The organism is Streptomyces sp. NPDC053431, from assembly GCF_044544925.1.
In the GTDB taxonomy this organism is placed as follows: Bacteria; Actinomycetota; Actinomycetes; order Streptomycetales; family Streptomycetaceae; genus Streptomyces.
In genome coordinates this window covers 19,932-45,103 of record NZ_JBITXX010000022.1, presented here as the reverse complement: position 1 = coordinate 45,103, position 25,172 = coordinate 19,932, and the positions used below count along the sequence as shown (strand labels likewise).

22 protein-coding genes are annotated in these 25,172 nt (G+C 74.2%); 8 read left to right on the top strand and 14 right to left on the bottom strand.

All coding sequences use genetic code 11. The annotated features are described in order from the left end of the window. Positions 1-158 precede the first annotated feature (158 nt). Entirely contained in the window at positions 159-944 is a 786-nt protein-coding gene (locus ACIGXE_RS33390; RefSeq protein WP_399753433.1) for a GntR family transcriptional regulator, read from the bottom strand. Between the two features lie 250 nt (positions 945-1,194). On the opposite strand from ACIGXE_RS33390, the gene ACIGXE_RS33385 reads away from it, so the two are divergent. The 3 genes from ACIGXE_RS33385 to ACIGXE_RS33375 all read left to right on the top strand — a co-directional run bounded on the left by ACIGXE_RS33385 (position 1,195) and on the right by ACIGXE_RS33375 (position 6,021). After that, a complete protein-coding gene (locus ACIGXE_RS33385; protein WP_399753431.1) occupies positions 1,195-2,532 on the top strand; it encodes a DUF2252 domain-containing protein in 1,338 nt (445 codons plus the stop codon). A gap of 436 nt (positions 2,533-2,968) precedes the next feature. Continuing rightward, positions 2,969-4,324 carry an alpha/beta fold hydrolase gene (locus ACIGXE_RS33380; protein WP_399753429.1) on the top strand — a complete coding sequence of 452 codons (1,356 nt, stop codon included), beginning with the start codon at positions 2,969-2,971 and terminating at the stop codon, positions 4,322-4,324. Further along, positions 4,324-6,021, top strand: coding sequence for an alpha/beta fold hydrolase (locus ACIGXE_RS33375; protein WP_399753520.1), 1,698 nt, complete (start codon positions 4,324-4,326; stop codon positions 6,019-6,021). The genes ACIGXE_RS33380 and ACIGXE_RS33375 overlap by 1 nt, the downstream gene beginning before the upstream one ends. A gap of 90 nt (positions 6,022-6,111) precedes the next feature. On the opposite strand, the gene ACIGXE_RS33370 is transcribed toward ACIGXE_RS33375, so the two are convergent. Together ACIGXE_RS33370 and ACIGXE_RS33365 are read right to left on the bottom strand one after the other, a co-directional pair. Further along, the gene (locus tag ACIGXE_RS33370; RefSeq protein ID WP_399753427.1) at positions 6,112-7,506 is read right to left on the bottom strand and encodes an FAD-dependent oxidoreductase; all 1,395 of its coding nucleotides are present in this window, start codon (positions 7,504-7,506) and stop codon (positions 6,112-6,114) included. Positions 7,507-7,552: 46 nt separating this feature from the next. Further along, a complete protein-coding gene (locus ACIGXE_RS33365) occupies positions 7,553-7,930 on the bottom strand; it encodes an ArsR/SmtB family transcription factor (protein ID WP_376636225.1) in 378 nt (125 codons plus the stop codon). 144 nt (positions 7,931-8,074) lie between these two features. Here ACIGXE_RS33365 and ACIGXE_RS33360 point away from each other — a divergent pair, with 144 nt between their 5' ends. Further along, positions 8,075-9,964 carry a heavy metal translocating P-type ATPase gene (locus ACIGXE_RS33360; RefSeq protein WP_399753425.1) on the top strand — a complete coding sequence of 630 codons (1,890 nt, stop codon included), beginning with the start codon at positions 8,075-8,077 and terminating at the stop codon, positions 9,962-9,964. Between the two features lie 173 nt (positions 9,965-10,137). Here ACIGXE_RS33360 and ACIGXE_RS33355 read toward each other — a convergent pair whose 3' ends face one another. The 6 genes from ACIGXE_RS33355 to dhaK form a co-directional block, all read right to left on the bottom strand. Continuing rightward, complete coding sequence (locus tag ACIGXE_RS33355; RefSeq protein WP_399753423.1) at positions 10,138-10,704, bottom strand: PadR family transcriptional regulator; 567 nt, start codon at positions 10,702-10,704, stop codon at positions 10,138-10,140. A 61-nt stretch (positions 10,705-10,765) separates the two neighbouring features. After that, positions 10,766-12,790 carry an FAD-dependent oxidoreductase gene (locus tag ACIGXE_RS33350; protein WP_399753421.1) on the bottom strand — a complete coding sequence of 675 codons (2,025 nt, stop codon included), beginning with the start codon at positions 12,788-12,790 and terminating at the stop codon, positions 10,766-10,768. A gap of 224 nt (positions 12,791-13,014) precedes the next feature. After that, positions 13,015-13,449: a VOC family protein gene (locus ACIGXE_RS33345; protein ID WP_399753419.1), complete on the bottom strand. Its 435-nt coding sequence runs from the start codon at positions 13,447-13,449 to the stop codon at positions 13,015-13,017. A gap of 71 nt (positions 13,450-13,520) precedes the next feature. Beyond that, entirely contained in the window at positions 13,521-13,925 is a 405-nt protein-coding gene (locus ACIGXE_RS33340) for a PTS-dependent dihydroxyacetone kinase phosphotransferase subunit DhaM (RefSeq protein WP_399753417.1), read from the bottom strand. Continuing rightward, positions 13,922-14,530, bottom strand: a complete 609-nt coding sequence (dhaL, locus tag ACIGXE_RS33335; RefSeq protein ID WP_399753415.1) for a dihydroxyacetone kinase subunit DhaL — start codon at positions 14,528-14,530, stop codon at positions 13,922-13,924. Before dhaL ends, ACIGXE_RS33340 begins: the two co-directional genes overlap by 4 nt. 7 nt (positions 14,531-14,537) lie before the next feature. Beyond that, complete coding sequence (gene dhaK, locus ACIGXE_RS33330; RefSeq protein ID WP_399753518.1) at positions 14,538-15,524, bottom strand: dihydroxyacetone kinase subunit DhaK; 987 nt, start codon at positions 15,522-15,524, stop codon at positions 14,538-14,540. Between the two features lie 350 nt (positions 15,525-15,874). Between dhaK and ACIGXE_RS33325 the strand changes: the two genes are divergently transcribed. The 3 genes from ACIGXE_RS33325 (at position 15,875) to ACIGXE_RS33315 (ending at position 18,626) form a co-directional block, all read left to right on the top strand. Then, positions 15,875-16,699, top strand: a complete 825-nt coding sequence (locus tag ACIGXE_RS33325; RefSeq protein WP_399753413.1) for an alpha/beta fold hydrolase — start codon at positions 15,875-15,877, stop codon at positions 16,697-16,699. A gap of 187 nt (positions 16,700-16,886) precedes the next feature. Next, positions 16,887-18,167 (top strand): GNAT family N-acetyltransferase, encoded by a 1,281-nt coding sequence (locus tag ACIGXE_RS33320; protein WP_399753412.1) that lies wholly within the window; start codon positions 16,887-16,889, stop codon positions 18,165-18,167. A 159-nt stretch (positions 18,168-18,326) separates the two neighbouring features. Next, positions 18,327-18,626 carry a DUF1876 domain-containing protein gene (locus tag ACIGXE_RS33315; protein ID WP_399753410.1) on the top strand — a complete coding sequence of 100 codons (300 nt, stop codon included), beginning with the start codon at positions 18,327-18,329 and terminating at the stop codon, positions 18,624-18,626. 159 nt (positions 18,627-18,785) lie between these two features. On the opposite strand, the gene ACIGXE_RS33310 is transcribed toward ACIGXE_RS33315, so the two are convergent. From ACIGXE_RS33310 to ACIGXE_RS33290, 5 genes are all read right to left on the bottom strand, one after another. Then, the gene (locus ACIGXE_RS33310) at positions 18,786-19,385 is read right to left on the bottom strand and encodes a CBS domain-containing protein (protein ID WP_399753408.1); all 600 of its coding nucleotides are present in this window, start codon (positions 19,383-19,385) and stop codon (positions 18,786-18,788) included. A 41-nt stretch (positions 19,386-19,426) separates the two neighbouring features. Continuing rightward, positions 19,427-19,750, bottom strand: coding sequence for a hypothetical protein (locus tag ACIGXE_RS33305; RefSeq protein ID WP_399753407.1), 324 nt, complete (start codon positions 19,748-19,750; stop codon positions 19,427-19,429). A gap of 31 nt (positions 19,751-19,781) precedes the next feature. After that, positions 19,782-21,476, bottom strand: coding sequence for an FAD-dependent monooxygenase (locus ACIGXE_RS33300; protein WP_399753405.1), 1,695 nt, complete (start codon positions 21,474-21,476; stop codon positions 19,782-19,784). 89 nt (positions 21,477-21,565) lie between these two features. After that, positions 21,566-22,231, bottom strand: a complete 666-nt coding sequence (locus ACIGXE_RS33295) for a GntR family transcriptional regulator (protein WP_399753403.1) — start codon at positions 22,229-22,231, stop codon at positions 21,566-21,568. Between the two features lie 93 nt (positions 22,232-22,324). Beyond that, positions 22,325-23,665: a CaiB/BaiF CoA transferase family protein gene (locus ACIGXE_RS33290; RefSeq protein WP_399753401.1), complete on the bottom strand. Its 1,341-nt coding sequence runs from the start codon at positions 23,663-23,665 to the stop codon at positions 22,325-22,327. Between the two features lie 148 nt (positions 23,666-23,813). Between ACIGXE_RS33290 and ACIGXE_RS33285 the strand changes: the two genes are divergently transcribed. Next, positions 23,814-25,019 (top strand): acyl-CoA dehydrogenase family protein, encoded by a 1,206-nt coding sequence (locus tag ACIGXE_RS33285; RefSeq protein ID WP_399753399.1) that lies wholly within the window; start codon positions 23,814-23,816, stop codon positions 25,017-25,019. Positions 25,020-25,172: the final 153 nt, after the last annotated feature.

The following is a 25,172-nucleotide window of genomic DNA, read 5'->3' as shown; positions in this document are numbered from 1 at the left end:
GGGCGTTGGCGGAGGCCCCTGCCGGGCCCGGACCTCGGCGGAGGCCGGTACCGGGCCGGGGCCGGGGCCTCGGCGGAGCCCGTACCGGGCCGGGGCCGGGGCCCGTCTCCGGGGTCGGACCCCGGCCCCCTGGTGCGGCCGCGCCGTCGGGACACCCGTCAGCCGCTGAACTCGTAGCTCCAGGCTCCGGTCCGGGCGGCGACGTCGATGTCGGTGACCTCCAGGGCGTGCCCGTGCTGGTCGCTCACCACGCGGTGGACGCTGAGCCGGGTCGGGTCTCCGGCCGGGGCGCGCCCGGCCCTTCCGCCCCCGGCCCGCTCCGGCGCCGGGGCCGGCACCCCGATCGACTCCCGGTGGACGGTGCGCAGGCCCGCCTGGTGCATCCAGTGGTAGAGCAGCCGCAGGTCCGGCTGCCGGTACCGCTCGCCGCTGGGCCGGTAGCGGCCCAGTTGCGGGATCTCCAGGAGCGCCGGCCGGGAGAACCAGCTGACCGAGCGCTGCAGGGAGGCTCCGGCCGGGGTCAGCACCGCGTGACGGTGCACCAGGGTCGGCTCCCCGGGCGCCAGCGAGAGCCGGCCGGCCAGCGCCGCCGGCGGGGTCTCCCAGGACAGCGCGGCCCGGACCAGGGCGTCGGCGGCCCGCGGGCCGCCCGGGAAGGTGCGTACGCGCGGGGTGGGCGCGGGGACCTCCGGCTGCTGCCCGGCCCCCGCGGCGAAGGTGCCACGCCGGTCGGTCACCACGAGGCGTTCCTCGCGCAGGAGTTGGAGCGCGCTCCGGACGGTCTGCCGGTTCACGTGGTAGCGGTGTGCCAGATGGCGCTCCGACGCGAGCCGGGTGCCGGGGGAGATGCGGTGCTGGGCGAGGTCGTCCCGCAGCGCGCGGGCGACCCGGAGGTAGAGCGGAAGCTCCGCCCCAGGTCCGTGCTCGGATACGGGCTCGGCCATGTCTCGGACCCTCTCTGTCGTGCGTGGTCGTACGCGATGGTGCGGGGCCGAACGGGCGCGGACGAGTGTGCGCGTTTCCACCATTGCGGGGTGTGACCGCTCGACCCGTATGGGTGATCAATTCCTATCATTGGTCTAAACCATTCGGGAAGTCCCGTCGGCGAGAGTGGCCGAAACGGGCAGTGCGATTTGTAATGGATCGCACCGGAACAGTGGTGGCAGCAGCGGTGGAAGAGGCGGGTGAGGTCGCATGACGACACCGTCGGAACGGGCCGAGAGGGGCCGGGCCGCACGCAAGCGCGTGCCCCGCTCCTCGCACGGCCGCTGGATACCCTCCTCCCAGCGTCCCGACCCGCTCGCCGTGCTGGAGCGCGAGTCCGCCGACCGGATCACGGAACTCGTGCCCATCCGCTACGGCCGGATGGCCGTCTCGCCCTTCGCCTTCCTGCGCGGCGCGGCCGCCGTGATGGCCGCCGACCTCGCCGCCACCCGGAGCACCGGACTCACCGTCCAGCTCTGCGGCGACGCCCACCTGCTCAACTTCGGTGTGTACGCCTCACCCGAACGGACCCTTCTCTTCGACGTCAACGACTTCGACGAAACCCTCCCCGGCCCCTTCGAGTGGGACGTCAAACGGCTCGCCGCCTCCGTCGCCGTCGCCGCCCTCCAGAACGGCACCACCAAGTCCAAGGCCCACCGCGCCGCCCTCGTGGCCACCGAGGCGTACCGCACCGCCATACGGCGCCTCGCCGGGCTCGGCGAACTCGACGTCTGGTACGCGCGGATCGCCGCCGACGAGCTGGCCTCCCTGGTGCGCGGGGCCGACCGCACCCGCCTCGAGGGCCGGCTGGCCCAGGCCCGCCGCCGCACCAGCCTCCAGGCCTTCGGCAAGCTCACCGTGAAGGACGGGACCGGCCGGCACATCGTCGACGACCCACCGCTCCTGGAGCGGGTCACCGAACTGGACCGCGTCGGCGTCGGCAAGATATTCAGCGACTACCGCAGCTCGCTCGCCGAGGAGCGGCGGATCCTCCTCGACCGCTTCCGCTTCGTCGACGCCGCCCGCAAGGTGGTGGGCGTCGGCAGCGTCGGCACCCGGTGCTTCATCCTGCTCCTGGAGGGCCGGGACGACGGCGACCCGCTCTTCCTGCAGATCAAGGAGGCGGGCCACTCGGTCCTGGAGCAGTACCTGACCCCCAGCGCCTTCACCCACCAGGGCAGGCGGGTGGTGAGCGGTCAGCGGCTCACCCAGGCCGCCAGTGACATCTTCCTCGGCTGGATGACCGGACCCGAGCAACGGCACTTCTACTGGCGCCAGCTGCGCGACATGAAGGGCTCCGCCGAGGTGGAGAGCATGTCGCCGGCCCTGCTGCGCGACTACGCGCGGCTGTGCGGCCGCGCCCTCGCCCGGGCCCACGCCCGCTCCGGGGACAGGATCGCGATCGCGGCCTACCTCGGCTCCTCCGACGTCTTCGACCGCGCCGTCGCCGACTTCGCCCTGCGCTACGCGGCGCAGAACGCCGACGACTACGCGGCCCTCAGCGCGGGCATCGCCGCCGGAGTGGTGACAGCCGCCCCGGGCGTCTGAACTGCTCCGAGTGGAGCTCACGAGTGGTGGGCGCCTTGCCACGACCGCAGGCTGACGAGCACAGTGCCCCCGCGCACCATGCCGCGACGGGCTCAGCCACGCGGTGTCGTCCCGGGCGGGACGGCCGTGGTCCACAGAGAGACCCGATCACATGACGGAACAAGGCACCGTACGGGCGCGCGCCCGGCGCCCGTACGGTCGACGCCGCTCGCCAGGCGCGCGCACCGCTCTCGCGCTCGTCGCGGCCGGACTCACCCTTCTGGGCGCGGCCGGCCCGACCGCGGCGAGTGCCCCGCCGGCGGGCGGCCCTTCGACGCCGGCCGACACGGCGTCACCACCCGGTCGACGGCCCCATCCAGGAGGTCCGGCGCGGTTCGTGCCCGGTCCCTGCCCACGGACCCCCGAACCGGTCCCCGGCCGGTGCGGATTCCTGGAGGTGCCCGAGAGCCGCTCCCACCGCGGCGGCGGCCGGACCATCCGGCTGGCCGTCGCGATCATCCCGGCCACCTCGACCAAGCCGGCCGACGAGCCGGTGGTGTTCATGGAAGGGGGGCCCGGCGGCGACGCCTTCGACAGCATCCCCTTCCTCGTCTCCTCCGGAGTGAACCGGGACCACGACCTGATCGTGATGGCCCAGCGCGGCGTGCGGTACTCGCAGCCGAACCTCGCCTGCCCGGAGATCGACCGCTTCAACGTGCGGGCGGTGGGGCTGCGTTACGACGCCCCCTCGACCGGGCGGCTCCTCGTGGGCGCGGCGCGGGAGTGCCGTGACCGCCTCACGGGCGAGGGAATCCGGCTGAGCGCCTACAACACCACCGAGAACGCGGCGGACTTCGCCGATCTGCGTACGGCCCTCGGCATCGACCGGTGGAACGTCTACGGCTACTCGTACGGCACCAACCTCGCCCTCACCTACCTGCGCCTCCACCCCGAGGGCATCCGCTCGGTGGCGATCGACTCGGTCGCACCGCCCAAGGTCGTGAACCTGCCCTGGACCTGGGACAGCTTCGCCGAGGGGATCGGCGAGATCTTCGCGGCGTGCGAGGCCCAGCCCCGCTGCGCGAGCCGCTACCCGCACCTCCGGCGCACGCTGGACGAGCAGGTCCGCCGCCTCGAGGCGCACCCGCTGACCCTCATGGCGCGGCCGCCGTCGGGCGGGAGCCCGGTCAAGGTCGACCTCGACGGGGGCGCGCTGGTCAACATCCTCGTCGCCAACACCGTCAAGGCCGTCGACGTCCCCGCGGCACTCGACGAACTCGCCCACGGGAACCCGGAGCGCTTCGCGCGGGCCCGGGCCGTCGACGTGGACACCGTCATCGGTGGATTCGCCCACGGCATGACGCAGTCGGTGGCCTGCGCCGAGTGGGCGCCCGGCTTCTCGAAGCACGACGTGCTGAAGGCGGGGCGCCGGAACTTCCCGGGCTGGCCGGACTCGGTCCTCGCCCAGCCCCCGCAGCTGCCCTTCGAGCACGACCTGTGCCGGGTGTGGAACGTCCCGGACCGTACCTCGATCCAACGGGTGCCCACCTTCAGCAGGGTGCCGACGCTCCTCCTCTCCGGAAGCTTCGACGCGAAGACGGGCGCGAGCTGGGCCCGGGTCGCGGCCCGCACGCTGCCCCGCTCGACCTCCGTGGTGATCCCCGGAATCGGTCACTGGGTGGTCCCCCAGTCGCCCTGCGCGGCGAGCGTCCTCGCCTCCTTCCTCGCGCGTCCGACCGCGCCCGACACCGGCTGCGTGGCAGGACTCGAGCCCGCACCCTTCACCATCACCCCTGACGCGGAGACCGAATGATGTCCCTTCGACCACCCCGACACCCGCGCACCGTGCGACGACTCCCGGCCGCGTTGGCCGGGGCGACCGCCGGTGTCCTCGCCGCCGGCCTCGTCGCGGCACCCGTCCACGCCGAGTCGGGCCCCGCGGCGCCGCTCGGCACGGTCGCCCGGACGGCGGGTGACGCCCGCTTCGTGCCGGGACCCTGTCCGAGGACGGCGGACCCGATCCCCGCCCTGAAGGACGCCCAGTGCGGGACGCTCACCGTCCCCGAGAAGCGCGGGTGGCACCACGGGAACCACGGCGACGACGGGGACCATGGAGGCGACGCGGACCACGGCGACCACGGCGACCACGGCGGCCGTGGTGATCACGGCGACCACGGAGGCAACGGGCACCAGGGGCGTACGATCACCCTCGGGGTGGCGATCATCCCGGCGGCCACGAGCAGGAAGGCGGGCGACCCGATCGTGTGGCTCGCCGGCGGACCCGGCGACGACGCGGTCTCCGAGATCCCGATGGCGCTCGCCGGCGGCCTGAACCGTGACCGCGACGTGATCTTCATGGGCCAGCGCGGGACCTACTCGGCCGACCCGCAGCTCACCTGCCCGAACGTCGACGAGTTCGCCGCCGATTCGCTCGATCTCGTCTTCGGTGCGCCGTCCACCGGGCGCCTGCACGTCGAGGAGACGCGGAAATGCCGCGACCAGGTGGTGAGCCGCGGGGCCGATCCCAGCGCCTACTACGGCCCGGAGAGCGCCGCCGACTACGACGACCTGCGCAAGGCGCTGGGCATCGAGAAGTGGAACGTGTTCGGCATCTCCTACGGGACCAACCTGGCGCTCCACTACATGCGCCTGCACCCGGAGGGCATCCGGTCGGTCGGCATCGACGGCGTCCTGCCGCCGGCCCTGGCCGGCGGGGCGGTGACCTGGAAGGCCGCACGAGAAGGCTACGACGGCCTGTTCAAGGCCTGTGCGGACCAGCCCGCCTGCAACACCCGCTATCCGAACCTCAAGGCCACGTTCGAGCGTCTCGTCAGTGAGGTCGAGGCCCGACCGGTCACCACCACCGTCACGGTCCCCGGCCAGTCGCAGCCGGTGAGGGTCACGCTGGACGGCGGAGTCCTGGTGAACTGGCTGGCCTCCGCCACCCACGTGGCGGCCGGAGTGCCCCGCTCCATCGACGAGCTGGCCCACGGCAACCCGCAGCGGGTGGCCGAGCAGTGGGCGGGCGGGAAGCTCAGCCCGCAGGCGGTCGGGAGGACGTCGCACGGTCTCGCCTACGGCGTCTTCTGCAGGGAGTGGACACCGTTCGAGAGCGAGGCCGACGTGGTGCGGGCAGGGCAGCGTCTGTTCCCGACGTTCCCCAGCTCGGTCCTGGTCAACGCCCCCTTCCTCACCTGGCTCCACGAGGACTGCCGCGCCTGGGACGTCCCCCCGGCGGATCCCTCGATCCGGGACAGGACGTACAGCGACATCCCGACCCTCGTCCTGTCCGGCGGGTTCGACGCCCAGACCGCGCCGAGCAGCGGGCTGTACGCCGCCCGCACGCTGAGCCGGTCCATCGCCGTCACGGTCCCCTACGTCGCCCACGTGGTCTTCGCCGACTCGAAGTGCGCCCAGACGATGACCGTCTCGTTCTTCGACCGCCCGGACGCGCCGGACACCAGCTGTCTCGCGGGCCTGAAGCCGCCGACGTTCGAGATCGGCCCGTGAGGGCCGACGGCGGGCCGACGCCCGCCTGAGGCGAGGGGCGGCGGTGGCGGGCCCACCGCCGCCCCTCGCGCCGTCAGGGCCGGTCCGGCCTCAGCCGTCCTCGCGGAGCAGCGGCGGCTCGGCCGGCGTGAGCGGCACCGGGCCGAACAGCACCTCGCGCACCACCGCCGGGGCGAACAGCACCGTCAGCGGGGCGGACAGGGTCAGGGCCGAACGGAACGGCGCGCCGACCGCCGGGTTGCCCGCGGCCCGCTGCTGCACCCGGCGCAGGTACCAGCCCTTGAACCGGTCGCCGGCCCCCGGGCGGGCCGCGTCGCCGACCGCGCCGGGCATCTTCTTGTCGGCGCCGGCCGAGATGTCCCAGGCCTGCTTCGAGGCGTCGAGCAGCGCCCGCTGCACCCGGCGGGTGGTCGGGGTGCGCTTCGGGTCGGCGAGCGCCCTGCGCAGGGCGAGGGCGCTCAGCGCGGCGACCGCCATGCCCTGCCCGTAGATGGGGTTGAAGGCGCACAGCGCGTCACCCGTGGCGAGGAAGCCGGCCGGGCGGCGGCCCGGACGGTCGTACCGGCGCCGGATGTTGGCCGTCTTGCGGAAGCCGTACACCGGCGACATCGGCTCGGCCTTGGCCATCCACTCGCCGATCACCGGGTGCGGCAGCTTGCGCGCGTACTCCTCGAACAGGGTCGCGTCCGTGGGCGGTTCATCGCCGCGCAGACCGGAGAGGGTGACCAGGTGGCGGCCGTCGCCGAGCGGCAGCACCACGCCGCCGTACACGTGGGCCGGGTTGGGCACCATGTAGTAGCCGAGGGCGTCGACCGACGGGTCCTCGGCGGGGGAGCGGTACATCCGGGTGCTGTACGCCAGGCCGGTGTCGAGGGTCTCCTCGTGCGGGGCCTCGGCGCCGATGCCGGCCAGCCAGTCCGCCGCGCGGGTCGAGCGCCCGGAGGCGTCCACGACGAGATCGGCCTCCAGCGGGTAGGTCTCCTTCGACGCGCCCGCTCCGCGCTCGCGCAGCACCACGCCCCGCACCCGGGAGGAGTCGCCGAGCAGCCCGACCGCCTCGGTGCCCTCGACGCGCTCGATCCGCGGGTCGGCGAACACCCGCTGGCGCACCAGCCATTCGAGCTGGTCGCGCGGTCCGGTGTAGAAGTGCGCCGTGGCCGGGGTGCGGGCGAACCACTGCCCGTTCTGCCACTGGACCATGTCCTCGGGGACGCCGACCTTCGGCGCGCCCAGGGCGTGCAGTTCGGCCATGAACCCGGGCAGCAGTTCGTCCAGGGCACGCTGCCCGCCCTGGATCAGTACGTGGAGGTGCCGGCCCTGCGGGACACCGGGGCGGGCGTCCGCCTCCTCGGGATAGCGGTCGCGCTCGACGACCGTGACGCGTTCGGCGTACTCGCTCAGCACCCGCGCGGCCAGCAGGCCCGCGAGGCTCCCCCCGACGACCACCGCATGACGTGTCCTGCGGGGCCCCAACTCTTCGCCCATCCTGGCCCTTTCGCGTGGTGGACCCACCCCCGTGGGTCCCCTCGGTCTACGACTGACCAGTATCCACGCTCGCGCGGGGCACGTCGCGGGTGCCGAGCCGCAGATGCTCGATGTGGTAGACGGCCTCGTCGAGGAGTTGGGCGACGTGGTTGTCGTACAGGCTGTACTCGATCCGGCGGCCCTGGCGGACCCCGGTCACCAGGCCGAGCGCGCGCAGCAGGCGCAGCTGGTGCGAGACGGCGGACTGCTCCATCTCCACGGCGGCGGCGAGTTCGGTGACACCGCAGGGACCCTGGCGCAGCTTGGTGAGGATCATCAGCCGGGACGGGGTGGCGAGGGCCTGGAGGGTCTCGGCGATGGTGGCCGCGGACTCCGCGTCGAGCTGGGTCGCCGCGGTCGTCTGGCCTGTCACTCCGTGTCCCATGGGCTCATCGTAGCGGCGGTTTCGAGTCGATAGATGAAGAGCTCTTCATGTGTTCCGGTATGGTGGAGGAGCCGGCGCGTTCCCCCGGGCCCGGGCGTTCCCCCTGCCCGGACCTTCCTCTCCTGTCCCGAAAGGCTGTGCACGATGGCGTTCCCCGCCCTCGACACCCCCGCCGCCCCGCCCCGACCGGCCCCGCCGCCCACCGGCCGCAAGGCCCGTGTCACCGAACTCCCCGAGGTCCGCCGGGCCGCGCTCGCCGCCCTCGCCTTCCTCTGCGCCCTGCCCCTCGACCTGGCCGGGGCACCCGCCTGGGCCTGGGGCCCGCTCTACGCCGTCTGCTACGCCGCCGGCGGCTGGGAACCCTGCCTCGCCGGACTCCGGGCGCTGCGCGAACGCACCCTCGACGTCGACCTCCTGATGGTCGTCGCGGCGATCGGCGCCGCCGCCGTCGGACAGTTCCTCGACGGCGGGCTGCTCATCGTCATCTTCGCCGTCTCCGGCGCCCTCGAAGCCGTCGCCACCCGCCGGACCGCCGACTCCGTCCGCGGCCTGCTCGACCTCGCCCCCGCCACCGCGGTACGGCTCACCCCGGCCGGCGAGGAGACGATCCCGGCCGCCGCGCTCGCGGTCGGCGACACCGTCCTCGTACGGCCCGGGGAACGCCTGCCCGCCGACGGCACCGTCCTCACCGGCACCAGCGACGTCGACCAGGCCACCATCACCGGAGAACCCCTCCCCGCCGCCAAGGCCCCCGGCGACGAGGTCTACGCCGGCACGCTCAACGGGGCCGGAGCGCTGCGGATCCGCGTCGGCAAGGAGGCCGGCGCCACCGTCCTCGCCCGGATCGTCGCCCTCGTCGAGGAGGCGAGCGCCACCAAGGCGCCCACCCAGCTCTTCATCGAGAAGATCGAGCAGCGCTATTCCGTCGGCGTGGTGGCCGCCACGCTCCTCCTCGTCGCCGTCCCGCTCGCCCTCGGCGCCGACTTCACCGGCACGCTGCTGCGCGCCATGACCTTCATGATCGTGGCCTCGCCCTGCGCGGTCGTCCTCGCCACCATGCCGCCGCTGCTCTCCGCCATCGCCACCGCGGGACGTCACGGCGTCCTCGTGAAGTCGGCCGTGGTCATGGAACGTCTCGGCGCCGTCGACCGCGTCGCCCTCGACAAGACCGGCACCCTCACCGAAGGCACGCCCCGCGTCACCGCCGTCCACGGCGACCCCGGCGCCCTCGCGCTCGCCGCCGCGGCCGAACTCCCCAGCGAGCACCCGCTCGCCCGCGCCGTGGTGGCCGAGGCGCGGGCCCGCGGCCTGGCGATCCCCGGAGCCACCGCGTTCACCTCGGTGCCGGGGCAGGGCGTGCGGGCGCGCGTCCAGGGCCGGGACGTGACGGTCCGCCGAGCGGCGGGTGAACACGCCGACACCGCCGTCGAGGTCCTCGTCGACGGGGCGCGGGCCGCCGTCCTGGAGCTCTCCGACCGCCTGCGCTACGGCGCCCCCGAGGCCGTCGCCGCGCTGACCCGGCTCACCGGCACCCTGCCCACCCTGCTGACCGGCGACAACGCGGGCGCGGCGGCCCGCGTCGCCCGGGAGGCCGGCCTCGCCGACGTGCGCTCCGGACTGCTGCCGCAGGACAAGGCCGCGGCCGTACGGGAGTGGGAGGCGGCCGGCGGCCGGGTCCTGATGGTCGGCGACGGTGTCAACGACGCGCCCGCCCTCGCCGCCGCCCACACCGGCGTCGCCATGGGCCGGGCCGGCTCGGACCTCGCCCTCGAGACCGCCGACGCGGTCGTCGTACGCGACGAACTCGCCGCCCTCCCGGCCGTCCTGGCCCTGTCGCGCCGGGCCCGCCGCCTGGTCGTGCAGAACCTGGTCATCGCCGCCGTGTGCATCGGCACCCTCGTGGTCTGGGACCTGGCGGGCCGGCTGCCCCTTCCGCTGGGCGTCGCGGGCCACGAGGGCTCGACGGTCCTGGTCGGCCTCAACGGCCTGCGGCTGCTGCGGGACGCGGCCTGGCGGAAGGCGGCGGCGTCCTGACGGCCGACGCGGCGCACGGGCGCCGTCGACCGGGCCAGGCCGGCGGGGCGCACGGGCGCCGCCGACCGGGCCAGGCCGGCGGGGTCAGTCGCCCTCGGCGGGTTCGGGGGGTCCGGCGGATCCGGCGGTCCGGCGGATCCGGCGGCTCCGGCGTGCCTGGTGGGCTCGGCCGGCTAGGCGGGCTCGGTGGGCTCGGGGGCCTCGCCGAGTCCGCCGAGCTCGGCGAGCGCGTGGGTCAGCCACTGCACCCAGAACCGCTCCAGGTCGATCCCGCCCCGGAGGACCAGGTGCCGCAGCCGGTCCGGTTCCGAGGAGCGGCGCTCCGGCGGGAAGTCCCGGGTCTCGATCTCCAGGTACTCGTCCAACTGGCGCTGGTGCAGACCGAGATGGCGCTCCAGCTCCTCCCGCAGTCCCGTGCCGCCGACCACGGCCGCCGCGCGCATCCGCAGCAGCAGTGCCGAGCGGAGCGGCTTGGGGTCCTCGGGGGTGTCCACCCAGGCCGTGAGCTCGGCGCGGCCGGCGGGCAGCACCTCGTACTCCTTCCTCTGCCCACGCGCCGGCAGGGCGGTGGGCAGGGCGCGGATGTGTCCCGCCTGCTCCAGCTTCCCGAGCTCCCGGTAGATCTGCTGGTGCGTGGACGACCAGAAGTAGCCGATCGACCGGTCGAAGCGGCGGGTCAGTTCGAGGCCGGAGGACGGCTTCTCGAGCAGAGCCGTGAGGATCGCGTGCGGGAGGGACATGGACGCATCCTAGATTCGACGGGCCGGACCGCCTGAGCGATCGACCGGCGCGGTGGTCGGCTCAGAGGGCGGCGGCCAGCCGCGTGCCCTGGTCGATGGCCCGCTTGGCGTCCAGCTCGGCGGCGACGTCCGCGCCGCCGATCAGGTGCGGCGCGCGGCCGGCGGCGAGCAGCTCCTCGTACAGACCGCGACGGGGCTCCTGGCCGGTGCACAGCACGACCGTGTCGACCGGGACGAGCTGCGGCTCGCCGTCGATCGTGATGTGCAGGCCCTCGTCGTCGATCCGCTCGTACGAGGCGCCGGCGACCATGGTGACGCCGCGGTGCTTCAGCTCCGTGCGGTGGATCCAGCCGGTCGTCTTGCCGAGGCCCGCGCCGACCTTGGTGGTCTTGCGCTGGAGCAGGTGGACCTGGCGCGGCGGCCGGGGCCGCTCGGGGGTGCGCAGTCCGCCCCGCGTCTCGTAGGAGGTGTCGACGCCCCACTGGCGGAAGTACGTCTCGGGGTCCTGGCTCGCGCCCTCGCCGCCGTCCGTGAGGAACTCGGCCACGTCGAAGCCGATGCCGCCCGCGCCGAGGATCGCCACCCGCTCGCCGACGGGCACGCGGTCGCGCAGCACGTCCAGGTAGCCGACCACGCTCGGGTGGTCGACGCCCTCGATCTCGGGCGTGCGGGGGGTCACGCCGGTGGCGACGACGACCTCGTCGTAGGCGTCGAGGTCGGCCGCGCCGACGAACGTGTTCAGGCGCACCTCCACCCCGCGCTCGGCGAGCTGGACCCGGAAGTAGCGCAGGGTCTCGTCGAACTCCTCCTTGCCCGGCACCTGCCTGGCCACGTTCAGCTGGCCGCCGATCTCGGCCGCGGCGTCGAACAGCGTGACCGTGTGGCCGCGCTCGGCCGCCGAGACCGCGCAGGCGAGGCCGGCCGGGCCGGCGCCGACGACGGCGACGCGCTTGGCCAGGCGGGTGGGGGAGAGGACCAGCTCGGTCTCGTGGCAGGCCCGCGGGTTCACCAGACAGGAGGTGATCTTGAGGCTGAAGGTGTGGTCCAGGCAGGCCTGGTTGCAGCCGATGCAGGTGTTGATGGTCTCGGCGCGGCCCGCGGCGGCCTTCGCGACGAAGTCCGGGTCGGCGAGGAAGGGGCGGGCCATGGAGACGATGTCGGCGCGGCCCTCGGCGAGGATCTGCTCGGCGACCTCGGGCGTGTTGATCCGGTTGCTGGTGACGAGCGGCACGGAGACCGCGCCCATCAGCTTCTTGGTCACCCAGGTGTAGGCGCCGCGCGGCACGGAGGTGGCGATGGTCGGGATGCGCGCCTCGTGCCAGCCGATGCCGGTGTTGATGATGGTCGCGCCCGCGGCCTCGATCTCCTTGGCGAGGGAGACCACCTCGTCGAGCGTGGAGCCGCCGGGGACCAGGTCGAGCATGGAGAGGCGGTAGACGAGGATGAAGTCCTCGCCGACCCGCTCGCGGATGCGGCGCACGATCTCCAGCGGGAAACGGACCCGGTTCTCGTACGAGCCGCCCCAGCGGTCCTCGCGCCGGTTCGTGGCCGAGGCGATGAACTCGTTGATCAGGTAGCCCTCGGAGCCCATCACCTCGACGCCGTCGTAGCCGGCCTCCTTGGCGAGCTCGGCGCAGCGGGCGTAGTCCTCGACGGTCTGCTCGACCTCGGCGTCGGAGAGCTCGTTCGGCACGAAGGGGCTGATCGGGGCCTGGATCGGGCTCGGAGCGACCAGCCCGGGGTGGTACGCGTACCGGCCGAAGTGCAGGATCTGCATCGCGATCCGGCCGCCCTCGGCGTGCACGGCGTCGGTGATCAGCCGGTGCTCCGCGACCTCCTCCGCGGTGGTCAGCTTGGCGCCGCCGTCCCAGGGCCGGCCGGCCTCGTTGGGGGCGATGCCGCCGGTCACGATGAGGCCGACGCCACCGCGGGCCCGCTCGGCGTAGAAGGCCGCCATCCGCTCGAACCCGTGCTCGGCCTCCTCCAGGCCGACGTGCATGGATCCCATGAGCACCCGGTTGGGCAGGGTGGTGAACCCGAGGTCGAGCGGGCTCAGCAGATGCGGGTACGGGGTGTTCGGGGCCATGGGGCGCCTCCTCGCGCGGGGTCGTCACGCACTGTTGTAGACGACGGGCCGAGGCTTCTGCAACAAGTTGCATAAACCCGGGGCGTCGATGTGCCGGACGCCACAGGGAAGCCGCCGGGGCCGGTGGGGCGAGGCCGCCCGCGGCTGGGCGAGGTCGCCGGCGAGGGGGCGAGGCCGCCGACGGCGGGGCGAGGCCGCCGACGGCTATCGGGCTCGGGCGCTGCTCAGTCCAGGCAGAACTCGTTGCCCTCGACGTCCTGCATCACCATGCAGGACTCGTTGTCGTCGTCGGCCGGCAGCAGCCGCACCCGCACCGCTCCGAGCGCGACCAGTCGCGCGCATTCGGCCTCGAGCGTGGCCAGCCGCTCCTCACCGACGAGCCCGGTGGCGACCCGCACGTCGAGATGCACCCGGTTCTTGACGACCTTGCCCTCGGGGACGCGCTGGAAGTACAGGCGCGGACCCACGCCGGAGGGATCGGAACAGGCGAACCAGGCCCCCCGGTCCTCGGGCGGCTCCGAGCGCCAGAAGTCGTCCCACGTGGCGAAGCCCTTCGGAGGCGGCGGTACGACGTACCCGAGCACCTCGCACCAGAACCGCGCGACACGCTCCGGATCCGCACAGTCGAAGGTCACCTGGAACTGCTTGATCGACTTCATCGGCCCACCGTAGCAGGGCGTTTGAGGCACCTCCGTCCCGGTCGGGACCCGCTCGTCGCCCCGTGCGGGAGTCACTCCTTGCGGTACGCGTACGCCTCCGTCGCCGCCGCCGTCACCGCCTCCAGGTCACCCCCGGCCGACGCCGTCACCAGCGCCGCCACCGCGCCCTCCACGAAGGGCGCGTCCACCAGCCGCGCCCCCTCCGGCAGCTCGTCGCCCTCGGCGAGCAGCGCCTTCACCGTCAGGACGGCGCTGCCGAGGTCGACCAGGAGCGCCACCCCGGCGCCCCCGTCCACCGCCTTCGCCGCCTCCGCGATCAGCTCGGCGCTCGTCCCCAGGCCGCCGTCCGGCGTCCCGCCCGCCGGCCGGATCGGCGCCGTGTCGCCGCCGCCCGCCAGGCCACGGGCCAGCTCGGCCACCGACGCCGCCACGGCCGCGCTGTGCGACACCAGGACGATCCCCACCCGCGCCGTCATCCCGCCACCTCCGCCAGCGCGGCGAGCAGCAGCGCCGACGAGGTCGCCCCGGGGTCCTGGTGCCCGACGGACCGTTCGCCGAGATAGCTCGCCCGGCCCTTGCGCGCCCGCAGCGGTACGGTCGCCCGCGCGCCCGCCTCGGCCGCCTCGCGGGCGGCGGCGAAAGACGTGCCGAGCGCCTCGGCGCCCGGCAGGAGCGCGTCCAGCATCGTCTTGTCGCCCGCCTGCGCCCCGCCGAGCTGGGCCACCGCAGCCACCCCGGCCGTCAGGGCCTCGGCCAGCCCCGCCCGGGAGACCCGCTCCGCGTCGCCCAGCGCCTTCCCGGTGCGCCGCAGCAGCGTCCCGTACAGCGGTCCGGAGGCCCCGCCCACGGTGGAGATCAGCTGCCGGCCGGCCGTGACGAGCACCGCGCCCGGGGTGGCCGGCGGCTCCTTCTCCAGGACGCCGGTCACCGCCGCGAAGCCGCGCTTCAGGTTGGCCCCGTGATCGGCGTCGCCGATCGCCGAGTCCAGCTCGGTGAGCCGGTCGGCCTCCCGGTCCACGGCGGCCGCCGCCGCCGTCATCCAGTCCCGGAAGAAGCCGGCCCCGTACGTCTCCTCGCTCATCGCCGTCTCACCGTCCCCAGCGCAGGGCGGCGGTGCTCACCGGCGCGTCCCACAGCCGCAGCAGCTCCTCGTCCGCCTCGCACAGCGTCACCGAGCAGCCCGCCATGTCCAGCGAGGTCACGTAGTTGCCCACCAGGGTGCGGGCGACCGGCACCCCGCGCTCGCCGAGCACCCGGTGCACCTCCGCGTTGAACCCGTACAGTTCGAGCAGGGGCGTCGCCCCCATGCCGTTCACCAGGGCGAGGACCGGTCCCTTCGGGCGCAGGTCGTCCAGGACGACGTCCACCGCGAAGTCCGCGATCTCCCGCGAGGTCATCATCGGGCGGCGCTCCCGCCCCGGCTCCCCGTGGATCCCGATCCCCAACTCCAGCTCACCCTCCGGTAGTTCGAAGGTCGGCGAGCCCTTCGCCGGGGTCGTGCAGGCACTCAGCGCCACCCCGAAGCTGCGCGAGCGCTCGTTCACCCGCCGGGCCACCGCCTCGACCCGCTCCAGCGGCGCTCCCTCCTGGGCCGCCGCGCCCGCGATCTTCTCCACGAACAGCGTGGCCCCGGTGCCGCGCCGCCCGGCCGTGTACAGGCTGTCGGTCACCGCCACGTCGTCGTCGACGAGCACCTTGGCGATCTGCACGCCCTCGTCCTCGGCCAGCTCGGCGGCCATCTCGAAGTTGAGCACGTCGCCGGTGTAGTTCTTCACCACGAACAGCACGCCGGCGCCGCTGTCGACCGCGGCGGCCGCCCGTACCATCTGGTCCGGTACCGGGGAGGTGAACACCTCGCCGGGACAGGCCGCGGCGAGCATCCCCGGACCCACGAACCCGGCGTGCAACGGCTCGTGCCCCGAACCGCCGCCGGACACCAGGGCCACCTGCCCGGCCACCGGCGCGTCCCGGCGCAGCACCACCCGGTTCTCGACGTCCACCGTCAGCTCGGGGTGCGCGGCGGCGATGCCGCGCAGCGCGTCCGCGACCACGGTCTCCGGAACATTGATCAGCATCCTCAAGGGTGTTCTCCTCGCGACTGACTTCGGCGATGGGTCGGTGGGAAGCCCCGTCGGCAGTATCGACCTTGCGGCGGTCGAGGTCACGGAGATCCGACAGGAACCGGCCTGACGGGCGCCGGGCCTCGGGTGCCGGGGTGCCGGGGGTTGGGTGCCGGGTGCCGGGTGCCGGGTGCCGGGTGCAGGATCCCCCGGGCGTCGGGCGTCGGGCGTCGGATGGCCCGGGCGTCGGGTGCCTTGGGGGCCGGGTGCCCGCTGCAGGTGCGGGACCGGGGATGGCCGGGGAGCGCGGGTCATGGCCTCTCCTTAGGCTGGGAGGAGTGGGGCGGGGAGGTGAGGAGGCCGCCATGGCGTCCGGCATCGCCGTACACCGAGCGCAGCTGCGGGACGGGCCGGTGCTTCCGTACGCGGAGGCGGGCCGTCCCGAGGGCACGCCGGTCGTTCTCGTCCACGGCTACGCGGACTCCTGGTGGACCTTCGAGCCGCTGCTGCGCCGGCTGCCCTCGTCGTTGCACGCGTACGCGCCCACCCAGCGCGGCCACGGCGACGCCGACAAGCCCGCCGACGGCTATCGCCCCGAGGACCTCGCCGTCGACCTGGTGGCCTTCATGGACGCCGTCGGGATCGACCGGGCCGTACTCGTCGGGGGGTCCAGCGGCGGCGTCCAGGCCCGAGTCGTCGCCGGGCGCTACCCCGACCGGGTGGCGGGGCTCGTCCTCCTCGGCGTGCCGGCCGAACTCGCCGACAAGCCGGCCGTCAAGGAAGTGTGGGAGACCGTGCGCGACCTGACGGACCCGGTGGACCGTTCCTTCGCCGAGGGGTTCAGCGCAGGCCTGACGGCGGAGCCGGTGGGGCGCGGCTTCCTGGAGACCGTCGTCGACGAGAGCCTGAAGGCGCCCGCCCGCGTGTGGCGGGAGACGCTGCGCGCCCTGCTGGAGACCGATCTGCGGGCCACTCTGGCCGGAATCCTCGTGCCCACGCTGGTCGTCTGGGGCGACCAGGACCCCCTGCTCACGCGGGAGGACCAGCAGGTGATCCTCGGCGCCGTCCCCGACTCCCGGCTGATCGTCTACGAGGGGGTCGGCCACGTCCCGTACTGGGAGCGGCCGGAGCGGGTGGCGGGCGACATCGCCGACTTCGTACGGGGCCTGGACGGGAGCACGACGACCTGAGCGGGGCTGCCGGACGCGGGCTCCCTGACGCGGGTGAGGTGGCGCCGGTGACCGCACGGGGGGGGGGGGGGGCGGTGGCTGCGCAGGGAGCGGGGGCGCAAATCGTTTGACCCGGGGCCGGGGCACCGCTGCACTGTGGCGGGGCGTCACGACGGTGGCGCCGGCGCTCAGGGAGGCAGCGGCAGAGATGCAGATCCGTTCCACGACCGACCAGGACCACGACGTCTTCGTCGACACGCTCCATGCCGCGTTCGGGCGCTTCCCGGACACGCCGTCCGAGGGCGGGGGCGGGGTCTGGTGGTCGGCGCTCGAAATGGACCGCAACCTGCTCGCCACGACGGACGACGGACGGCCCGTCGGCACCGCCGGCGCGTACTCCTTCGAACTCACCCTGCCCGGCGGCCTCCTCGCCCCGGCCGCCGGGGTGACCGCCGTCGGCGTGCTGCCCTCGCACCGACGCCAGGGCGTGCTCCGCGCGATGATGCGGCATCAGCTCACCGAACTGCGGGACCGAGGGGAGTTCCTCTCCGTGCTCCTCGCCTCCGAGGCGCTGATCTACCGCCGGTTCGGCTACGGGCCCGCCACGTACACGGGCCGGCTCACGGTGCCGCGCCACCAGGCCGCCTTCGCTCCTCCCCGCGCCCTCGGAACGGCCGCCGGACCGACGGCCGGCACGGGAAGTCGGGCCGGCGCGGGTGGTCCGGTCGGGGCGGGAGGTGCGACCGGCGGCACCGTCGAACTGGTGCGGCGTGCCGACTGCGGCGAGATCCTGGAAGAGGTCTACGACCGGTACCGCCGCGCCCAGCCCGGCGCGCTGTCCCGGCCGCACCGCTGGTGGGCCTCGGGTGCCGGCCAGCCCCCGATCTCCCCGGCGCCGCGCTACGTCGCCGTCCACCGCGACGCCGACGGCGTCGCCGACGGTTACGCCAGCTATGCGGTCACCGATCCCGACACCCTGACGGTCGACGAGACCATCGCCACCGACGACGCCGTCTTCACGGCCCTGGCCCGGTTCGTGCTCGGACACGACCTGGTCGGACAGGTCGTGTTCAAGCACGTCCCGGCCGAGCACCCGCTGCGCTGGCAGCTCGCGGACTTCCGCGCGGGACAGGCGGGTCACCACACCGACTGGCTCTGGGTGCGCCTCCTCGACGTCCCACGGGCGCTGACCGCCCGCGGCTGGTTCACGGACGGCGAGCTCGTCCTGGACGTCGCCGACCCGTTCCTCGGCGAGCACGCCCGTCATCTGCTGACCGTCCGCGACGGCAAGGCCGACTGCGTCCCGACCGACCGGGAGCCCGACCTTTCTTTGGACGTGAGCGACCTGGGTTCGGTCTACCTCGGCGGCACCGCCCCGAGCACGCTCGTCCGCGCCGGACACGTCCGCGCCCACCACCCGGAAGCGGCCGCCCTCGCCGACGCCCTCTTCCGCTCCGACCGCTCTCCGCACTGCCTGCACTGGTTCTGACCCCGGTCCCGACTGGTTCCCCGGTCCCGGTCGGAGGGCCCGTCGGGTTCGCTGTGCCGCCCCGGCGGTATCCGTGGCGCCGGGAGGCCCGTAGCGGGATCCTGAAAGGAGAGGGCCGCGCGGCGCTTTCGCGTGGCCGTGGGCACGAGGAGGCTGACCATGACACGGCACCTGGAATGGAAGGTCGGCGTGGATCTGGTCGAGGAGGGCGGCAGGACCAAGGCCGAGGCGCACCTGGACACCGGCACGTCGCACCTCACCGGTCACGGCTCCGCCCGCTGCAACCCGTCGGACGTCGACGTACCGGCGATCGGCGACGACCTCGCCGCGGGCCGGGCCATGAAGGATCTGGCCGGACAGCTGATGAGGGAGGCCAACCGGGAGATGGAGGCCGTCGGCGCCGACACCGTGCCGCGGCGCACCGGCCCCGGATACGGCTGGCCGGAGGCGGTCGAGTAGCGACCGCCGAACCGCTGACCACCCACCGTTCCCCGGCCCGCCGGCGCGCCTCCGCCGGCGGGCCGGGGCCGTGTCGCGTACGGCGAAGTACCCGGGGGCGCGGAGACGTCGGACCGGGGCGGTGCCGCGCCCGGCGAAGGATCCGGGCGCGCGGCGACCTCAGGCGGGCTGGTCGTCCTCGTAGACGAGGCGGTCCACCACCTCCACCACCCCGTCCACGTCCTCGCAGAGCCGGAGGAAGATCGGCGCGATGCCGCGGCGCGGCAGCGTGCCGGTGAGCGTCACCCGGCCCTCCGCCACGTCCACGTGCAGGGAGGCGGGGGAGAGACCGAGGATGCGGGTGACGACGTCCTCCAGGATCTCCTCCTGGATGGCCCGGTCGCGCCGCAGGAAGAGCTGGAGCAGATCGCTGCGGCTGAGGACGCCGATCAGCTGCCCGTCCGCGTCCACCACCGGCAGCCGCTTCACCCGGTGCCGCTCCATCAGCCGCGCCGCCTCCACCGCCGTCCAGGACGGGCGGGCGACGACCACCGGGCTGGACATCATGGCCTCGGCGGTGCTGGGGCCGTCCTTCGCGGTGTGCCGTCTGAGCAGGTCCGCCTCCGAGACCACTCCCACCGGCCGGTTCGCCTCGTCGACCACGGGCACGGCGGTGATGCCGTACTCGTCGAGCAGCCGGGCGATCTCCTTGAACGGAGTCCCCGGCTGCACCGCGACCGCGGTCGGTGTCATGAGGTCGGCGACACTGCGGTGCCTCATCGTTCGTCCCGTCCCTTCTCGGCTCCTTTGTCCATGATCCCTCATGGATGTCCGCCAGGGGCAGGGAGCCCGTGCGTCAGGACGGCGACGACGGCTTCCGCGCCGACCGGGTCGAGTTGTGCGGTTCCACCGGTCCGTGGCTTCCGGGTCAGCGCGGTGAGCGGCGTACCCGCGGGGAGCGGCTTCGCCCCGGTGCGCAGATCCGGCAGGCCGGAGGTCATCGCGCCGGCCGACCGGCCCCGGCCGGGGCTCCGGCCGGTGGCGATCGCCATCTGTCCCGTCGCGGTGTCGTCGGTGCGCTGGTCCTCGCGCCCCAGGAGGGCGAGCGGCCCTCCGAGGCCAGGTCCGCCGCTGGGCGGTCGCACGGCGAGCCGAGGGCCGCGGCCGCGGCGGCGCTCACCCGCCGAACACGCCCGTCAGGTACGCGGCGAGCGCCTCCGTGGCGGGCGGCCGCAGCCGGGCGCCGAGATGGCCGTCAGGCCGGACCAGGAAGGCCGTCGGCGCGCCTACGGCGTACCGCAGGGCGAACTCGCCGCGCGCGTCGCGGTACACGGGCGCGGGGGGAGGTGCGGCGCCGGCGTGGGGCGGGTTCTCGGCGGACGCCTCTTCGCCGGGGAGCAGGAGGCAGGCCGTGACGGCACCGCCGGTGGACTCACGTGCCTGCCGGGCGAGTTCGGCGAGTCCGTCGCCGCCGTAGAGCAGGAGGACGTGTCCGCGGTCCCGCAACAGGTCGTACAGGCGCAGGGGATAGGAGGTCAGGGCTTCGGTCAGGCCCGCGCAGTCCGGTGCCCGGTCGCCCGGCTGGGGCCCGGCTCCGTCGGCGGACGGATCCGGGAGGCCGACCACCGCGCTGCCGCGGTAGCCGACGAGCAGTTGTGCCTCGCGCAGCATGAGGGTGGCGGCGTCCTCCGGGTCCGTGTGCACGCCGCCTGCCGTCGCGTGCCGCACGGTACGGCCCACGACCTCCTCGCCGACCGGGCGGCGCTCGGCGTCGTAGCTGGCGAGCAGGCCCGGGCTCGCCCCGCCCGCGACGGCGAGGGAGAGCTTCCACGCCAGGTTGTGGGCGTCCTGGATGCCGGTGTTCATTCCCTGGGCACCGGTCGGCGGATGGATGTGCGCCGCGTCCCCGGCGACGAAGACCCGCCCCCTGCCGTACCGGTCGACCAGCCGGTGACTGATCCGGAACACCGAGGACCAGCGCAGCGCGGAGGCCGTGACGGGCTGCGGGGACAGCCGGTCGAGCACCGCCTGGATCTCCGCGAGCCCCGGCCCGCGGCGGACGTCCAGGCCGTGTGCCACGCCGTCACCGACGTTCTCGGACCCCCGCGCGGAGGACAGTTCGGCCGGCACCCGCATCGACACGCGGTACCGGCCGCGGCCGGGCAGGGGAATGCACACCAGGGTGTCGTCGGGGGCACCGCCCGTGCCGCCGCGCGTGGAACGGACGCCGTAGCCGGCCGGCACGTCCCAGTCCACCTCGACATCGCCCAGCATGTACTCCTCGGGGAACGCGCCGCCCTCGAAGGAGAGACCGAGACCCTTGCGCACGGCGCTGTGCGCGCCGTCGCAGCCCACCAGGTACCGGCAGCGGACCTCCTCCTCGGCCGGCGGCCCGGCGCCGCCCGCGTGGAGGAGCCGGACGGTCACCCCGTCCTCGTCCTGCTCGAAGCCGACCAGTTCCGTGCGCCGTTCGATCCGGGTCCCGAACCGGGCCAGGAACTCCTCCAGGATCCGCTCCGTCTCGTACTGCGGCAGCGCGGCGAAACGGTACGGCACGTCGTCGGGCAGGGACAGCTCGGTCCTGGCCTGCTCGACGCCGTCCCGGTAGAGGAGCTGGCCGCGCAGCGGCACCGCGGCCTCCAGGGCCGCCCGCACACAGCCCATCCGGTCCCAGACCTCCAGCGTGCGCGGCTGGATGCCCACCGCCTTGGCGTACGGCAGGCGCTCCGGCAGCCGGTCGACGAGCCGCACCGCCGTGCCGTGCCGGCGCAGCTCGGCCGCGCAGGTGAGCCCGACCGGGCCCGCGCCGACGACCAGGACGTCGAGGACGGAGGAGACGCTGCCACGGAGCGTGTCACGGCTGCTGCACATCGCGGACGCCTTCCGGAAGGGAACCCCACCCCGTCCATCGTCGGCCGCGCGCCCCGACGGCGCACCCGCGCCCGGCGCGCCGTGCTGGGTCAGCGCAGGTCGAGCACCTCGCGCAGGGCGGCGACGGCGTGGTCGCGGTGCTCGTCGAGCCAGCGGACCGCCGCGGCCTCGTCGCACTCGGTCACGGCCGAGATGACCGCCCGGTGCTCGTGGACGGCGAGGTCCCGGTGGGTGTCCTGCGCGTAGTAGAGCGACCGGTAGGCGTCGGTCGCGTCCCACAGGGTGGCGATGAGACGCACCAGGCGCGGCATTCCCGAGGCCTCGACCAGGGCGAAGTGGAAGCGCCGGTTGGCCTCGGCCATCGCCGTCACGTCGCCCGCGCCGGCGGCCCGCTCCACCTCCTCCTGGATCCGCCGCAGCGAGTCGACCAGGCCGTCCGGCGTGTTCCGCAGGGCCGCGCGGACCGCTTCCGTCTCCAGGAGCCGGCGGATCCGGTAGATCTCCTCCAGGTCGTCGAGGGACAACTCGGCCACGAAATAGCCCCGGTGGACGTGGTGCACCACCAGGCCCTCGGCCTCCAGCGTCTTCAGCGCCTCGCGCAGCGGGACCCGGCTCACGTCGAGCCGCGCCGCCAGCGTGTCCTGCCGTATCGGGCCGCCCGGCCGCAACTCCCCGGTCGTGATGGCGCGTCGCAGTTCTTCCAGGACGAACTGCTGGGCGGTCGGCGGCCGCCTCCTCTCCACGGCGTGGCTCATCGCTGTGCCCTTTCCCTCGAATGCGTGGCGTACATCTTTCTACGGGCCGCCGACAGGCCGTCGAGGCCTGTGGACAACCTCTCGCCGGGCTGCTCAGGCACCGGGTCCGTGGCCCGCTTGCCCGCCGCCGCGCCCGGCGACGTGGCCCTCGGCGTGGTTCTCGGCGTGGCCTTCGACGCGGTGGTCCTCGACGGGTTTGTCGGCGTGGTCCGCGATGGGGCCCTCGGGACGGGCGTCGGCGAAGTCGTCGGGCCGGTCGTCGGGCCGTCCGAGTTCGGCCAGGACCTCCGCGGTGTGCTCGCCCAGGCGCGGGGGAGCGGAGCGGTAGGCGGCGGGGGTGGCGCCGAACGTGATGGGGTGGGCGACCTGGCCGGGGCCCGCGGCCTCGACGGGGACGCTCGGCCGCAGGCCGAGCCGGTCGGCGAGTCGGAAGGCTCCGGCGAGGTCGTTGATGGGGCCGCAGGGCACCCCGGCGGCCGTCAGCTCCTCGAACCAGGCGTCGGCGGTGCGCCGCGCCAGCGGCCCGGACAGCGCCGAGGCCAGCTCCTCCCGGTGGGCGACCCGGGCCGCGTTCGTGGCGAAGCGCGGGTCGTCGGCGAGTCCGGGGCTGCCGATCCGCGCGCACAGGGTGCGGAACTGACGGTCGTTCCCGACGGCCAGGACGAGCGGGCGGTCACTCGCCTCGAAGACCTCGTACGGGGTGATGCTCGGGTGCCGGTTGCCCAGGGCGCGCGGAACGGCCCCGGTCGCGAGATGGGCCGCGGCCTGATTGGTGAGCGCGGAGAGGAGCGAGCCGAGCAGGGACACCTCGAGCCGCTGACCCTCGCCGGTGCGCTCGCGATGGCGGAGCGCGGCGAGGACGCCCATGCCCGCGTGGAGGCCGGTGATGACGTCGACCAGCGCCACGCCGGCCTTGGTGCCCGGACCGCCGGGCTCGCCGGTGACGCTCATGAGCCCGCCCATGGCCTGCACGAGCAGGTCGTAGCCGGGCAGTGCGGCTCCCTCGGCGGAGCCGAAACCGGTGACGGAGCAGTAGACGAGGGCGGGGTTGGTCGCCCGCACCTGCTCGTAGCCGAGGCCGAGCTTGTCCATCGTGCCGGGACGGAAGTTCTCGACGAGCACGTCGGCCCGGTCCACGATCGCCCGGGCCGTCTCCAGGTCGGCCGGGTCGGTCAGATCCAGCACCACGGAACGCTTGTTGCGGTTCACGCCGAGGAAGTAGGTGGCCTGCCCGTCGGCGAACGGAGGGCCCCACGCGCGGGTGTCGTCCCCCGAGCCGGGCCGCTCGATCTTCACCACCTCGGCGCCGAGGTCCGCGAGGAGCATCGTCATGTAAGGGCCGGCGAGCACCCGGCCGAAGTCCGCGACGACGATCCCGGACAGGGCGCCGGCCGTGGCCGCCTCGGGCCGGCCCTCCGGCTGTTCCGCGTGCATTCCGCTCTCCTTGCGTCGGCGCTGCGTCGGCGATCGGATCCAAGCGGACCGTACGCATCGGAGATCGGATATTCAATACTGGATCCAATATCCAATCTGGGGCTACGCTTCGGCTCGCCGAGTTGCCACAGTCGCCAGGAGGCCGTCCGTGAAGTCGTCGCCGCAGCCGTCGCGTTCGCCGCAGTCCGCGCCCGTCCACCCGCTCGACCTGCTCGCGGTCGACGGGCTGCTCACCGACGAGGAGCGGGAGATCCGCGCCACCGTACGGGCCCTCGCCGACCGCGAACTGCGTCCGCACGTCGCCGAGTGGTTCGAGGAGGGCGCCATCCCGGCCCGGGAACTCGCCCGCGCCCTCGGCGGCCTCGGCGTCCTCGGCATGCACCTGGAGGGCTACGGCTGCGCGGGCACCAACTCCGTCGCGTACGGACTCGCCTGCATGGAGCTGGAGGCGGTCGACTCCGGACTGCGCTCGCTCGTCTCCGTCCAGGGCTCCCTCGCCATGTACGCGATCTGGAAGTTCGGCTCCGAGGAGCAGAAGCAGCGCTGGCTGCCCGGGATGGCGGCCGGCGAGTACATCGGCTGCTTCGGCCTCACCGAGCCGGACGCCGGCTCCGACCCGGGCGCCATGCGGACCAACGCCAAGCGGGACGGCGCGGACTGGGTGCTCAACGGCACCAAGATGTGGATCACCAACGGCTCCGTCGCCGACGTGGCCGTGGTCTGGGCCCGTACCGAGGACGGCGTCCGCGGCTTCGTCGTGCCCACCGACACGCCCGGCTTCAGTGCCCCGGAGATCAAGCGGAAGCTGTCCCTGCGGGCCAGCGTCACCAGCGAACTCGTCCTGGAGGACGTGCGCCTGCCCGCCGACGCCGTGCTGCCCGGGGCCCGTGGCCTGTCCGGCCCGCTCGGCTGTCTCAACGAGGCCCGCTTCGGCATCGTGTTCGGCGCCCTCGGTGCCGCCCGCGACTGTCTGGAGACCGCCCTCTCCTACGCCGGCGACCGCACGGTCTTCGCCCGCCCGCTCTCCTCCTACCAGCTGACGCAGCAGAAGCTCGCCGACATGGCCCTGGAGCTCGGCAAGGGCATGCTGCTCGCCGTCCACCTCGGCCGTCTCAAGGACGCCGGCACGCTGACCCCCGAGCAGATCAGCGTCGGCAAGCTGAACAACGTACGCGAGGCCATCGCGATCGCCCGCGAGTGCCGCACCATCCTCGGCGCCAACGGCATCACCCTGGAGTACCCGGTGCTGCGCCACGCCAACAACCTGGAGTCGGTCCTCACCTACGAGGGCACCAGCGAGGTGCACTCCCTGGTCATCGGCAAGGCCCTCACCGGCGAGCAGGCCTTCCGCTGATCTCCAGTCGGGGGGGGGGGGGGGGGGGGGGCCCCCCGGGGGGGGGGGGGGGGGGGGGGGGGGGGGGGGGGGGGGGGGGGGGGGGGGGGGGGGGGGGGGGGCAGAGCGGCGCGGTCGATCTTCCCGTTGCTGGTGAGGGGGAGTCGCTCCAGT